The following is a 12,290-nucleotide window of genomic DNA, read 5'->3' as shown; positions in this document are numbered from 1 at the left end:
TATTTTCGCTATTTTTGTGGCTAAAATTATTTTTAGATTATGATGAAATTCTTAGATCAGTACCAAGAGCTTGTAGCAGAAGCCATTAAAAATAATGAATTTTTAAATCAGCCAAAGGAACTTTATGACCCTATTAACTATATTATTTCTCATGGGGGAAAGCGCCTAAGACCAATTATGGTTTTGATGGGTTGCGAACTATTTGGTGGCGATTTAAATAAGGCTATGAAACCCGCTCTTGCGATTGAATTTTTTCATAACTTTACTTTGATTCATGATGATATCATGGATGAAGCCCCATTAAGACGAGGACAACCGACCATTCATACTTTGCATGGCGTTAATGTAGGAATTTTATCTGGTGACGCATTATTGATAAAAGCCTACCAGTTTTTTGAGGATTTAGAACCAGAATTGTTTAAAAAATGTATTACCATTTTTTCTGAAACTGGTGGTGTCCTTTGTGAAGGTCAGCAAATGGATGTGAATTTCGAAACAGATTCTAATGTCACTTACGACGATTATATTAAGATGATTACCTATAAAACTGGGGTACTCAGTGCCGCCTCATTCAAGATAGGGGCATTAATTGCTGGGGCTAGCGAAAAGGAAGCCGAAGCATTGTATCAGTTCGGAAAGCATATTGGTATTGCCTTCCAGATTATGGACGATTACCTAGATGTGTTTGGAAATCAAGAGCAGTTTGGTAAAAAACACGCGGGTGATATCTTTGAAAATAAGAAAACTGTGCTTTATCTTTTAGCTTTGGAACATGCTAACGAAGATGAAAGAAAGGAACTAGAATATTGGTACTCTAAGAAAACGGATAATATCGATAAAGTTTACGGGGTAGAAAAGATTTTTCGAAGAACCAAAGTGGATGAAAAAGTACTTAGATTGATACAAAAGCACAACCAAATAGGGCAAGATTATCTAAAGGAAATTAACCTTCCAGAAGAGGATAAAACTCCATTTATAGAGCTTGCCAATTATTTATTAAAAAGAGAGTCGTAAAATAAAGAACCATGATTGTATTAGGAAGTAATTCTGAGGTTGCTCAGGCTTTTGTAGAGAAGGTGTTATCCGAGGGTAAACGCTTTAAGAATTTGTATCTATTAACTTCTAATGTAGAAACTACAGAAAAATTTGCTAAACATATTGATGTTAAATATTTTCAATCTTCGGAAATTATTCATTTAGATTTAATGCAAACTGTGGATTTCCATGCACTAGAACATATCCAATCGGATTTGCTATTTTGTGCTTCGGGATATCTAGGAAATGGTACTGAAGATGGCTTGCTCAGTCATAAAAACACGGAAGCGATTATTAATATTAATTATGCCAAATTAGTCCCAGTTTTAAACTATTTTGCAGAAAAAATGGCATCTAAAAGAGTGGGCAACATTATCGTTTTGTCCTCTGTAGCAGGGGATAGAGGGCGACAAAGTAATTTTATTTATGGTAGTGCCAAAGCAGGGTTGACTGCTTATTTAAGTGGACTAAGGAATTATTTATATCATCGAAAAGTTCATGTGATGACCGTAAAACCTGGATTTATGGCAACTAAAATGACGGAAGGCTTGCCATTAAACCCTAAATTAACGGCTTCGCCAAAACAAGCCGCCGATTGTATATATAAAGGCTACAAAAAACAGAAAAACACTATATATGTACGCCCAATTTGGTGGGCAATTATGATGATTATCAGAAATATTCCTGAGTTTATTTTTAAGAAATTAAAAATGTAATTTCGAGTTTATTTTTTGACATAAGATTCGTAACCCTCGTAGGTGGGAAGCAAACCTTTATTCCAGTAAGATTGCAGTAGAGATTCCACATATTCGTCGTGGCGGTATTTGTGTGGGTTGTAAGGTTCTTTTATGTCTACATCGGCAATATCGCCTTTTACATTCCACCAAAACGCACTCCACCCACCGCGCAGTTCTTTTATGATTTCATAAACAGTTTTTCCCGTAGCACGGCACATTAGTTTGGCAAAGATTCTACCTTCAGAGGTGGTAAGATTTCGAAGTTTAGATTCGTATTCCGCAGCAAGTTCTTGTTGTTTCTGCTTAGTGAATTTTCTGATTTCTACTTTATATTGCATTTGAGAAGTTTGTTTTTCTATCGTCTGATATTGTTCTAAAGCTGTAAGAAATAAAGGATATACGCGATTGAGTTTTTTATTAAGAAAGAAATAATAATTTTTATCTAGTTGGTTATTAAATTTTGGTTTATGTAAAATCTTTACTTCATCAAACACGACTACTGTTTCTCCTTCTATTTCGTATATTTTCGCTTGTTGCTTAGCGTCATAGTAATACCAATTACCAAATTCATCTTTCTTGAGTTTAGATTTTGGATATTGCGATAGGGTACTTACGGCTATCGTATCTTGTCCGGTTTGGGCAGAAAGATTTGCTGTAAAACAAAACACTGCAATAATTGAGGTTATTATATTAAATTTCATTATTTTTACCACTTTAAAAAGAATTAAATCTGATAGCAAAAATTATACCTTACGCATATGAAATTCAAAAAAAAATCTTTAGCATTTTTAGAAGATTACCTTAATACCGCATCGCCTACGGGCTACGAGCACGAAGGACAGAAAAAATGGGTCAATTATATCAAACCTTTTGTAGATGAAGTAAGGCTAGACCACTATGGTACAGCTTATGGGGTGATTAATCCTAAAGCTAAGTTTAAAGTGGTGATTGAAGCCCATGCTGATGAAATTTCTTGGTATGTTAATTATATTACAGAAGAAGGTTTAATCTATGTCATTAGAAATGGTGGGTCAGACCAAAGTATTGCACCTTCTAAAGTAGTGAATATCCATGGGGAAAAAGGTATTGTAAAAGGGGTGTTTGGTTGGCCAGCGATCCATACTAGAACAAAACAAGACGAGCCAACGCCAAAGATTGAAAATATCTTTATCGATTGTGGGGCTAGGTCTAAAAGGGAAGTAGAAGATTTAGGTATTTCGGTGGGGTGCATGATTACTTATACCGATACATTTTTTGAACTCAACGATCGCTATTTTGTATGTAGAGCTTTGGATAACCGTATTGGTGGTTTTATGATTGCGGAAGTAGCGAGATTACTTAAAGAAAATAAAAAGAAATTGCCTTTTGGTTTGTATATCACTAATTCTGTACAAGAGGAAGTGGGATTGTACGGTGCGGATATGATTGCCGATACGATAAAACCTAATATAGCCATTGTAACGGATGTTACCCACGATACTTCTACCCCTTTTATTGAGAAAAAGAAAGAAGGCGACCAAAAATGTGGCGATGGTCCTGTGATTTTCCATGCGCCAAGTGTACACCATCACATTAGAGATTTAATAGTTGAGACCGCGAAAAAGAAAAAAATTCCGTTCCAAAGAGCGGCGGCAAGTCGTGCTACGGGAACCGATACCGATGCTTTTGCACATTCTAATGGTGGCGTACCTTCAGCATTGATTTCTCTACCGCTTCGCTATATGCATACTACGGTAGAGATGGTGGACCAACAAGATGTCCAAAATGTCATTAAGTTGATTTACGAAACGCTTTTGAAAATAAAGCCAGAAATGGATTTAAAATATTTCTAATATTATGACTTTTGAAAAAGAATTTAAAGAAGCAATTGATGCTTTGCCTTCTAAAGAAAAAACCAAACTTATATTAAGGCTACTGAAAAAGGATCTTGTCTTATGTAATAGACTATATTTTGAATTAATTAGTGATGAAAGTGTTGAAGAGAGGAGAGATCGTTTGAAGAATAAACAATTAAAAACTATTAATCGTTTTACTGAATATTTCTATTCACCAGGCGAGTTACTGATGAATCTAAGAGATTTGAGTGGAGAAATTACAGAGCATTTAAAAACAACTAAAGATAAATATGGAGAAATTGAGTTGCTAATTTTTATGCTTACAGAAACCTTGAAAAAAAACCGAGAAAATTTATTGAGGTTTTCGGCAAGTAAAAATCTAAAACTTAATGTTTATATTGTTGCTAAGGTTTTTAAAATTCTCTTACTTATAGATAAAATGCATGAGGACGAAAGATACGATTTTAAAGAGTCGTTGAATGTCTTGGGTATGGAAATGTCCAAAAATGATGATTTAATGAAAGCTACCATTTACCATGGTTTGGATATGAATTGGCTTATAGGTGGAGAAATTCCAGAAAATATCTCGGAAATTCATAAAGAATTAAGAGCGAATGGTTATCTTCGCTAAAATATATATTGGATGAAAGAACAAGTAGTTTTAGTCACCCCAGACGATGAAATTTTAGGGTTGATGGACAAAATGCAAGCCCATGAAAATGGTTTGCTGCACCGTGCATTTTCGGTATTTTTATTCAATGATAAAGGGGAGATGTTGCTACAAAAAAGAGCCGCAACTAAATACCATTCCCCTAATCTATGGACCAATGCGGTTTGCTCACATCCAAGAGCTAACGAAACTTATCTAGAAGGGGCACACCGCCGACTAAAAGAAGAGCTTGGGATTAGTAATCTAGTACTAACAGAGCAATTTCACTTTATTTATAAAGCCGATGTAGGCGATGGGCTTTGGGAGCATGAATTGGACTATGTTTTCGTAGGGGAATACAACGGGGATTTTAACCTTAATCCAGATGAAGTTTCCGAAGTTAAATATTGTTCGATAGAAACTTTAGAACACGATATGGCAGTGCATCCAGAGCATTATACCGAATGGTTTAAAATCATTTTATCGGCGTATAGAACACAATTAAATTCAATAACATAATATCATAAAAACTTTTTAAAAATGAAAAAAACGGCGTTATATCAAAAGCATGTAGATTTAGGTGCAAAAATGGTTCCTTTTGCAGGTTTCGATATGCCTGTGCAATATTCTGGCGTAACCGAAGAACACTTTGTAGTAAGAGAAAAGGTAGGCATCTTCGATGTATCTCACATGGGGCAATTTTTTATCGAAGGGGACAAAGCTAAAGATTTACTTCAGTATGTTACTTCTAATAATGTAGAAACTCTCGAAGACGGCAAAGCACAGTATTCTTGTTTACCTAATGGCAAAGGCGGTATTGTAGATGATTTAATCGTTTACAAAATGAACGATAAGAAATATTTTGTCGTTGTCAACGCTTCTAACATTGATAAAGACTGGGCGCATATTTCTAAATACAATGATAAATTTGGGGCGAAACTCACGAATGCTTCAGATGAAATGTCTCTAATCGCCATCCAGGGTCCAAAAGCGGTAGAAACCCTTCAGAAATTAACGGATACTAATCTTTCGGAGATTCCTTATTATCATTTTGCTGTGGGCACAGTAGATGGTGTTCCAGAAGTCATTATCTCAAATACTGGCTATACGGGGAGTGGTGGTTTTGAAATTTATTTTAAAAATGAAGTGGCGGAACAACTTTGGGATGCCCTAAATAAAGCAGGGGAAGAATTTGGATTGTTGCCTTGTGGATTGGCTGCGAGAGATACGCTTCGTCTAGAAAAAGGATTTTGTTTATATGGTAATGATATTGATGATACCACTTCGCCACTAGAGGCAGGTCTAGGCTGGATTACTAAACTGGATACGGATTTTGTGGATAAAGAGTTTTTAGCACAACAAAAAGCGGAAGGCATCACTAGAAAATTAGTAGGTTTTGAAATGCAAGAAAAAGGTATTCCAAGACACGATTATGAAATAGTAGATGCGGAAGGCAATACCATTGGTAAAGTAACCTCTGGAACCATGAGTCCGATGAAAAAAGTGGGCGTTGGTTTGGCTTATATTGATAAACCTCATTTTAAAGTAGGGAGTGATGTTTACATTAAGGTAAGAAATAAAAACCTTCTTGCGAAAGTGGTAAAATTACCATTTGTATAGAATTTTAATATCAAACGATAAATCTTAACCGTTCATATTTCTATGGGCGGTTTTTTTTGTGTATGAGTATTTGCACACAACTAAAATTAATCCTATTTTTGAAGTTATGATAAAAGCAACAAATATCCATAAATCTTATGGCGATTTAGAAGTCTTAAAAGGCGTAGATATAGAAATAAAACCTGCGGAAGTAGTTTCCATTGTTGGGGAATCGGGTGCGGGTAAATCTACATTATTACAAATTTTAGGCACCTTGGATAGTCCCACTGATATTCAATATTATAAAACCAGCATCAGTATAGATGGGCAGTCTTTTCTAACGATGAAAGATAAAGATATTTCTAAATTTAGGAATGAAAATATTGGTTTTGTATTTCAAAATCATCAACTGTTACCAGAGTTTACAGCATTAGAAAATGTATTGTTGCCAATAAAAATTTCGGGTAAAAATGAGAAACCATTTTTAGATAAAGCCACACAACTTTTTGAAGATTTAAAAATAATAGATAGAATACATCATAAACCCAAGCAGCTTTCAGGGGGGGAAGCCCAAAGGGTAGCGGTCATTAGGGCATTAATCAACGACCCAAAAGTAATTTTTGCTGATGAACCCACTGGGAATTTAGATTCTAAAAATGCCGATGCACTGCATCAATTATTTTTTGATTTAAGAGATAAATACAATCAAACTTTCGTTATTGTAACACATAATAATACATTGGCAGATAGTACAGACAGAAAACTTGTTATGAGAGATGGCATGATTATTTAAATATTTAATTTTCACACTTTATTAAATTCGCTTATGTCTATAAAACACCTTTCCGAAGATGATAGACCTCGTGAAAAATTTCTCACGAAAGGGAAGGGGGCGGTTTCGGATTCGGAATTGTTGGCAATTATTATGGGCAGTGGCAACAGAACCCAAACGGCAGTAGAATTGGCAAGAGATATTTTGAAATATTACGAATACAATTGGCATCTGCTTAGTGAAGCCTCTATTGAAGATTTAAAAAAGTTTAAAGGCATAGGAGAAGCAAAAGCCATAAGCATTGCTACCGCCCTAGAAATTGGAAGGCGTAGAGCATTACAAGAATTTCCAAAGCGCGCCAGTATCAAAAGCAGCCAGATGGTATTTGAACTGATGCAACCTTTGCTTTCGGATTTATTAGTAGAAGAATTTTGGGTATTGTTAGTGAATCAAAATAATCAGGTAATTCATAAAGAAGCCTTATCAAAAGGCGGACTTACGGGAACTGTGGTGGATTTAAGATTGCTGTTTAAATTGGCTATCGAGCGTTATGCTACGGGAATCATATTGGTGCATAATCATCCATCAGGCAGTTTAACGCCAAGTCTACAAGACAAAACCATTACCCAAAAGATAGTAAAGGCAGGTCAGATTCTAAATATCAAAGTGCTTGACCATATCATCATTGCCAAGCAGCAGTATTTTAGTTTTTTAGATGAAGGGTTGTTATGATAAGAAAAGTGGATACCCAGAATTTAGATGCAGTATGCTATACCCAATGTCTAAGGACATCGGCACAATATGAATTCCAAGCAGAACTGGAGTATTTAAAAACCACTCACGACAATTGGGAGTTTCTTATTTTAAATAATTATGAGGCGGTAATGCCTGTGCCTATCAAGCGAAAGTTAGGTCTTAAATTCGTGATTTTTCCACCATTAATTCAGCAATTAGGTGTTTTTTCTAAAGTGGATGATATGTCGTTGAACGAAACATTTTATCATGATTTAAAAACACACTACAATGTATATTATTATGCATTTAACGCTAAAAATCAATTGCCCAATTCATTAAAAAGAAGAAAAAATTACTATATCCCATCAGCACCATATAGGGAGGTTTTAAAACAATATTCTACCAATAGAAGACGAAATATAAGACCTCAAGATAAAAATAATATAGGTTTAAATTTATCGCAAGGCAAAAATATTAACGATTATAAATCATTTTTTGACCAACATATTTTAGGCATAGAAACAGAGCGGCTTAAATCTTATTATTTTGAAATTCTTAGGCGATTGTATGACCAGGAATGGCTTAACATTTATGAGGTGAAAAAAGACCAGCAACTATGCTCGGTTGCTATGATTTTATGTGGTAGTCGGCGAAATTATTTATTGGGTTTTATTAATGATAAATCCATTTCATCCAACGCTCCATCTTTGGTTATAGATTATATTTTGCAACATACTATTGAGGATACCGAATTTAGTTGTTTTGGGAGTAATATTCCTTCAATAGAAATGTTTTACAAGCGTTTTGGTGCAAAAATGGAAACCTATGCCTATCTGCAAAATTCCAAGTTGGAGATGATTAAAAATTTAATTTTCCAAAAATCAATTTAAATTCTTAAATTTGCGTCTATTTTTTCTTTAAAATGCCAATATATAGTTCATATTTACCTTATGCTTTTGCCTTATTACTGGCAATTCCTTTTCTCATTTTATTGAGGCAAGGACTACATTTCTATATGCGTACTAAAGAGCAAGAGTTGAAGTGGAGGCTATCCCAAAAAGGAACAGTCATTAACACCCAAGCGTATGAACGCATGGCGATTTTTCTAGAGCGTATAAAACCCGCCAATATCATTAAAAATTTTGATGCGGATTTAGCCCCTCATGAGTTTATGTTTTTAACGAAAAAGTCTATCAATCAAGAATTTGAATACAATATTTCTCAACAAATTTATTTTAATAAAGATACTTGGGATGCCATTGTAATGGTAAAAAATGAGGTAATAAAACGATTGAAATTAACTTATGAAAATCTCAATACTACCACACCATTAGACGAGTTTAAAACAATTTTCATCATGAACTATATGGAAGGCGAAGACCATGTGGGAGTAGTATTAGAGTTATTAAGAAAAGAAATTAAGAATAATCAAAAACATTAAATAAATGAATCCAAAATTTAAAGCACACCCATGGCATGGAATTTCAGCTGGAGATAAAGCCCCAGAAGTGGTAACGGTATATGTAGAAATTGTACCTTCGGACACGATTAAATATGAAGTGGATAAGGAAAGTGGCTATTTAAAAGTGGATAGACCGCAAAAGTTTTCTAATATCATCCCCGCATTATACGGATTTGTCCCTCAAACTTATTGCGACGAAGAGGTGAAAAAACTGGCTATTGAAAGCGGTGCTACCGATGTAACAATGGGCGACCATGACCCACTAGATATTTGTGTACTTAGCTCTCACCATATCCACGCTGGAAATCTGTTGATGGACGCTATTCCAATTGGTGGATTTAAAATGATTGATAAAGGCGAAGCGGATGATAAAATCATTGCCGTGATGGTAGGCGACCAGTCTTATGGACACATCCGAGACATTAGTGAATTGCCAGATGCAGAGGTGCAAAGATTAAAGCATTATTTCTTGACTTACAAGAATTTACCTTACGAAGAGGCGTCTTGTAAAATTGATGAAACTTATGGTGCTGAACACGCTAAAAAAGTGGTAGAAGCTTCATTACAGGATTACAAAACTAATTTTGGTAACTCGTAATAATAAATTGAGCCGCTTAAAATAAATTGCATTTTTAAGCGGTTAATTTTAATTAAAGTTTGCATCGTTTATCTATTTTTACCTATTTTTGACGAATGGAAAATTTCATTGTATCTGCACGAAAATATCGTCCCCAAGAGTTTGATACTGTTGTGGGGCAATCACATATTACAGATACTTTGGAGCACGCCATAGAGGAAAACCAATTGGCTCAAGCCTTATTATTCTGTGGTCCAAGAGGAGTGGGTAAAACAACTTGCGCTAGAATCTTAGCTCGTAAAATCAACGAGAAAGATGGGGCTACCAGTGAAGATGGCTTTGCGTATAATATTTTTGAGTTAGATGCGGCGTCTAACAACTCGGTAGATGATATTCGGGAACTTACCGACCAAGTGAGGTATGCTCCGCAAATTGGAAAATACAAAGTTTATATTATAGATGAGGTGCATATGCTGTCGTCTGCGGCGTTCAATGCCTTTTTGAAAACATTGGAAGAACCGCCAGCACACGCTATTTTTATATTAGCGACAACGGAAAAGCATAAGATTATCCCGACTATTTTATCGCGTTGTCAAATCTATGATTTTAAGCGTATTACCATTGAGGATATCCAAAATCATTTAAAGAATATTGCTGAAAAAGAAGGGGTGGCTTACGAAGATGATGCCTTATTCCTAGTGGCTCAGAAAGCCGATGGTGCCCTTAGAGATGCACTTTCTATTTTTGATAGATTGGTAACTTTTACCCAAAAGAATATTACCCTAGCCAAGGCTGCGGAAATCTTAAATATTTTAGATTACGACCAGTATATTAACATTGTAAATTTAGCACATAAAGGTGAAATTCCTCAAGTCCTTACTTCTTTTAATGAGGTTGTAAAAAAAGGATTTGATCCGCATATTTTTATAGCAGGATTGGGCAATCATTTTAGAGATTTAATGATGGCGCAGAATCCAATGACTTTGGATTTAATAGAGATTGGTGAGAATACAAAAGCTAAGTTTTCTGAACAAAGTCAAATGTGGTCGGCACAACAATTGGTAGATGCCATTGAAATTTGCAACCATGCCGATATCAATTATAAAAATTCTAAAAATCCAAGACTGACGGTAGAAATTGCTTTGATGCAACTGTCTAGTTTAACGCAATCTACTCAAGATTCTAAAAAAAAAAGTTCTTAATACTACCGCCAAATCATAAGGTAGAGCATGCAGAATCATCATCAGAACCACAATCGAATAAAACGAACCATATCAATCTTGTAAAAGATGCGCCACATAGTCGGATTAAAGTGTCTGATAAACCCATAGCACAGGCTAAAGTACAATCTTTGTTTAGCATTAATGAAGCCTTAAACCAAACTGAAAAAGAAGAAGAATCTGACCATAAAATTGTAGAGGAAGATTTACCAGACGGTCATTTTAGCAATACCGATGTAGAGAATGAATGGAAGGTTTTTCTTAAGCGGTTATCAAAAGAAAATATTGTGGCTTATCATGCCATTCAAAACTTTACACTTCATAAAACCGATGAGCATGAAATCACTTTAGAATATATTTCGGAGTCGGCAAGGGTAGAGTTTGATAAGGTAAAGGACGATTTCCTGAGTCACTTTAAACACAAATATAAAAATTATAGAATACAACTCTTCTATCAAAAAAATGAACAACAAATCATTATCAATAAAGGTAATACCAAGCGAGAGATTTTTAAGCAAATGATGAAAGTAAACCCGCTACTAAAAGACCTAAATGATATGATGAATTTCGATTTTAATTAATAAAATACATGACATTAACAGATTTAAAAAACGAATGGCTGAATGAATTTACTCAGCCGATGATTATAGCCGGACCATGTAGTGCAGAGAGCGAAAGCCAAATGTTGGAAACGGCAGAACGCATTAAAACGCATGCCCCAAAAGTAGAAGTCTTCCGTGCTGGAATTTGGAAGCCGAGAACAAAACCAGGGTCTTTTGAAGGTGTGGGAGTCATTGGTTTAAGTTGGCTAAAAAAAGTAAAAGAGGAATTTGGATTTAAAACGGCTACCGAAGTCGCCAACGCTCATCATGCCTATGCCGCATTAGAAGCCGATGTGGATATTTTATGGATTGGGGCGCGTTCTACGGTAAATCCTTTTACAGTTCAAGAAATTGCGATTGCTCTTAAAGGAACGCAAAAACCAGTATTGGTAAAAAACCCTGTTAATCCAGATTTATCGCTTTGGATAGGTGCCGTAGAGCGATTGGTAGCGCAGGATATTCATAATATAGGTGTAATTCACCGTGGATTTTCTACCTATCAAAAAACAAAATACAGAAATATTCCGAATTGGCAGATTGCTTTAGACTTTAAAAATCAGTTTCCTAATATTCCGATGTTTGTAGATCCTTCGCATATTTGTGGGAATAGGGAAGGGCTGTTTGATGTTACTCAAGAATCATTAAACTTAGGCTACGAAGGGGCGATGATTGAAACCCACTGTACTCCTGATAAAGCTTGGAGTGATGCGGCTCAACAAATAACGCCAGAAGTACTTGGCGATATGATAGCTCGATTACAAGTGCGAACTTCCGATATCTCTGGCTATAAAGACGAAATGGAAAAACACCGTGCTTTGATTTCGGATTTAGACTTTCAGTTGATGGAATTGCTATCCAATAGAATGAAAATTTCTGAAAAAATAGGAACGCTAAAAAAAGAAAATAATATTGCTATTTTCCAACCAGAACGCTGGAAAGTGATTACCGAATATGCGGCTCAAAAAGCTGAAGAAACTGGGATGGGACAATATTTTATAGAAAAAATATTTAAAGCCATCCACGAAGAATCGATAGAAGTTCAAAATAAAGTGATGTTAGACTAATCC

Annotated in this window: 15 protein-coding genes; 14 read left to right on the top strand and 1 reads right to left on the bottom strand. The window is 35.2% G+C overall.

Going from position 1 to position 12,290, the window contains the following annotated elements; translation table 11 throughout:
- Positions 1-42: 42 nt before the first annotated feature.
- Together C237_RS0100875 and C237_RS0100870 are read left to right on the top strand one after the other, a co-directional pair.
- The gene (locus C237_RS0100875) at positions 43-1,014 is read left to right on the top strand and encodes a polyprenyl synthetase family protein (RefSeq protein ID WP_026315405.1); all 972 of its coding nucleotides are present in this window, start codon (positions 43-45) and stop codon (positions 1,012-1,014) included.
- Positions 1,015-1,025: 11 nt separating this feature from the next.
- Positions 1,026-1,751 carry an SDR family NAD(P)-dependent oxidoreductase gene (locus C237_RS0100870; RefSeq protein WP_018674595.1) on the top strand — a complete coding sequence of 242 codons (726 nt, stop codon included), beginning with the start codon at positions 1,026-1,028 and terminating at the stop codon, positions 1,749-1,751.
- An 8-nt stretch (positions 1,752-1,759) separates the two neighbouring features.
- Here the strand turns inward: C237_RS0100870 and C237_RS0100865 are convergent, their stop codons facing one another.
- A complete protein-coding gene (locus tag C237_RS0100865) occupies positions 1,760-2,473 on the bottom strand; it encodes a DUF4294 domain-containing protein (RefSeq protein WP_018674594.1) in 714 nt (237 codons plus the stop codon).
- 57 nt (positions 2,474-2,530) lie between these two features.
- Between C237_RS0100865 and C237_RS0100860 the strand changes: the two genes are divergently transcribed.
- The 12 genes from C237_RS0100860 to C237_RS0100805 all read left to right on the top strand — a co-directional run bounded on the left by C237_RS0100860 (position 2,531) and on the right by C237_RS0100805 (position 12,287).
- Positions 2,531-3,604, top strand: coding sequence for a M42 family metallopeptidase (locus tag C237_RS0100860; RefSeq protein ID WP_018674593.1), 1,074 nt, complete (start codon positions 2,531-2,533; stop codon positions 3,602-3,604).
- Between the two features lie 4 nt (positions 3,605-3,608).
- Entirely contained in the window at positions 3,609-4,238 is a 630-nt protein-coding gene (locus C237_RS0100855; protein WP_018674592.1) for a hypothetical protein, read from the top strand.
- Positions 4,239-4,250: 12 nt separating this feature from the next.
- Positions 4,251-4,775, top strand: coding sequence for an isopentenyl-diphosphate Delta-isomerase (gene idi / locus C237_RS0100850; RefSeq protein WP_018674591.1), 525 nt, complete (start codon positions 4,251-4,253; stop codon positions 4,773-4,775).
- A gap of 21 nt (positions 4,776-4,796) precedes the next feature.
- Entirely contained in the window at positions 4,797-5,876 is a 1,080-nt protein-coding gene (gcvT, locus tag C237_RS0100845; protein WP_018674590.1) for a glycine cleavage system aminomethyltransferase GcvT, read from the top strand.
- A gap of 106 nt (positions 5,877-5,982) precedes the next feature.
- Positions 5,983-6,648 carry an ABC transporter ATP-binding protein gene (locus C237_RS0100840; protein ID WP_018674589.1) on the top strand — a complete coding sequence of 222 codons (666 nt, stop codon included), beginning with the start codon at positions 5,983-5,985 and terminating at the stop codon, positions 6,646-6,648.
- Between the two features lie 33 nt (positions 6,649-6,681).
- The gene (gene radC, locus C237_RS0100835) at positions 6,682-7,359 is read left to right on the top strand and encodes a RadC family protein (protein ID WP_018674588.1); all 678 of its coding nucleotides are present in this window, start codon (positions 6,682-6,684) and stop codon (positions 7,357-7,359) included.
- Positions 7,356-8,252: a hypothetical protein gene (locus C237_RS0100830; protein WP_018674587.1), complete on the top strand. Its 897-nt coding sequence runs from the start codon at positions 7,356-7,358 to the stop codon at positions 8,250-8,252. Before radC ends, C237_RS0100830 begins: the two co-directional genes overlap by 4 nt.
- A 32-nt stretch (positions 8,253-8,284) precedes the next feature.
- Positions 8,285-8,803 (top strand): DUF7935 family protein, encoded by a 519-nt coding sequence (locus C237_RS0100825; RefSeq protein WP_018674586.1) that lies wholly within the window; start codon positions 8,285-8,287, stop codon positions 8,801-8,803.
- 4 nt (positions 8,804-8,807) lie between these two features.
- Positions 8,808-9,422 carry an inorganic pyrophosphatase gene (locus tag C237_RS0100820; protein ID WP_018674585.1) on the top strand — a complete coding sequence of 205 codons (615 nt, stop codon included), beginning with the start codon at positions 8,808-8,810 and terminating at the stop codon, positions 9,420-9,422.
- Positions 9,423-9,517: 95 nt separating this feature from the next.
- Complete coding sequence (gene dnaX, locus C237_RS0100815; protein WP_018674584.1) at positions 9,518-10,603, top strand: DNA polymerase III subunit gamma/tau; 1,086 nt, start codon at positions 9,518-9,520, stop codon at positions 10,601-10,603.
- Between the two features lie 110 nt (positions 10,604-10,713).
- On the top strand, positions 10,714-11,202 hold the full coding sequence (locus tag C237_RS12585; RefSeq protein WP_018674583.1) for a hypothetical protein: 489 nt from the start codon (positions 10,714-10,716) through the stop codon (positions 11,200-11,202).
- Between the two features lie 8 nt (positions 11,203-11,210).
- Positions 11,211-12,287 carry a chorismate mutase gene (locus C237_RS0100805; protein WP_018674582.1) on the top strand — a complete coding sequence of 359 codons (1,077 nt, stop codon included), beginning with the start codon at positions 11,211-11,213 and terminating at the stop codon, positions 12,285-12,287.
- Positions 12,288-12,290: the final 3 nt, after the last annotated feature.

Origin of the sequence: Riemerella columbina DSM 16469 (assembly GCF_000374405.1) — a bacterium.
GTDB lineage: Bacteria > Bacteroidota > Bacteroidia > Flavobacteriales > Weeksellaceae > Riemerella > Riemerella columbina.
This window is presented reverse-complemented; position numbering and strand designations above follow the sequence as displayed.

Excerpts from the sequence above, each read along its gene's own strand:
- C237_RS0100875 (WP_026315405.1), top strand. The coding sequence starts at position 43 with ATGAAATTCTTAGATCAGTACCAAGAGCTTGTAGCAGAAGCCATTAAA.
- idi (WP_018674591.1), top strand. The coding sequence starts at position 4,251 with ATGAAAGAACAAGTAGTTTTAGTCACCCCAGACGATGAAATTTTAGGG.
- C237_RS0100825 (WP_018674586.1), top strand. The coding sequence starts at position 8,285 with ATGCCAATATATAGTTCATATTTACCTTATGCTTTTGCCTTATTACTG.
- C237_RS0100820 (WP_018674585.1), top strand. The coding sequence starts at position 8,808 with ATGAATCCAAAATTTAAAGCACACCCATGGCATGGAATTTCAGCTGGA.
- radC (WP_018674588.1), top strand. The coding sequence starts at position 6,682 with ATGTCTATAAAACACCTTTCCGAAGATGATAGACCTCGTGAAAAATTT.
- C237_RS0100855 (WP_018674592.1), top strand. The coding sequence starts at position 3,609 with ATGACTTTTGAAAAAGAATTTAAAGAAGCAATTGATGCTTTGCCTTCT.
- C237_RS0100805 (WP_018674582.1), top strand. The coding sequence starts at position 11,211 with ATGACATTAACAGATTTAAAAAACGAATGGCTGAATGAATTTACTCAG.
- C237_RS0100840 (WP_018674589.1), top strand. The coding sequence starts at position 5,983 with ATGATAAAAGCAACAAATATCCATAAATCTTATGGCGATTTAGAAGTC.
- gcvT (WP_018674590.1), top strand. The coding sequence starts at position 4,797 with ATGAAAAAAACGGCGTTATATCAAAAGCATGTAGATTTAGGTGCAAAA.
- C237_RS0100860 (WP_018674593.1), top strand. The coding sequence starts at position 2,531 with ATGAAATTCAAAAAAAAATCTTTAGCATTTTTAGAAGATTACCTTAAT.
- dnaX (WP_018674584.1), top strand. The coding sequence starts at position 9,518 with ATGGAAAATTTCATTGTATCTGCACGAAAATATCGTCCCCAAGAGTTT.
- C237_RS0100830 (WP_018674587.1), top strand. The coding sequence starts at position 7,356 with ATGATAAGAAAAGTGGATACCCAGAATTTAGATGCAGTATGCTATACC.
- C237_RS0100865 (WP_018674594.1), bottom strand. The coding sequence starts at position 2,473 with ATGAAATTTAATATAATAACCTCAATTATTGCAGTGTTTTGTTTTACA.
- C237_RS0100870 (WP_018674595.1), top strand. The coding sequence starts at position 1,026 with ATGATTGTATTAGGAAGTAATTCTGAGGTTGCTCAGGCTTTTGTAGAG.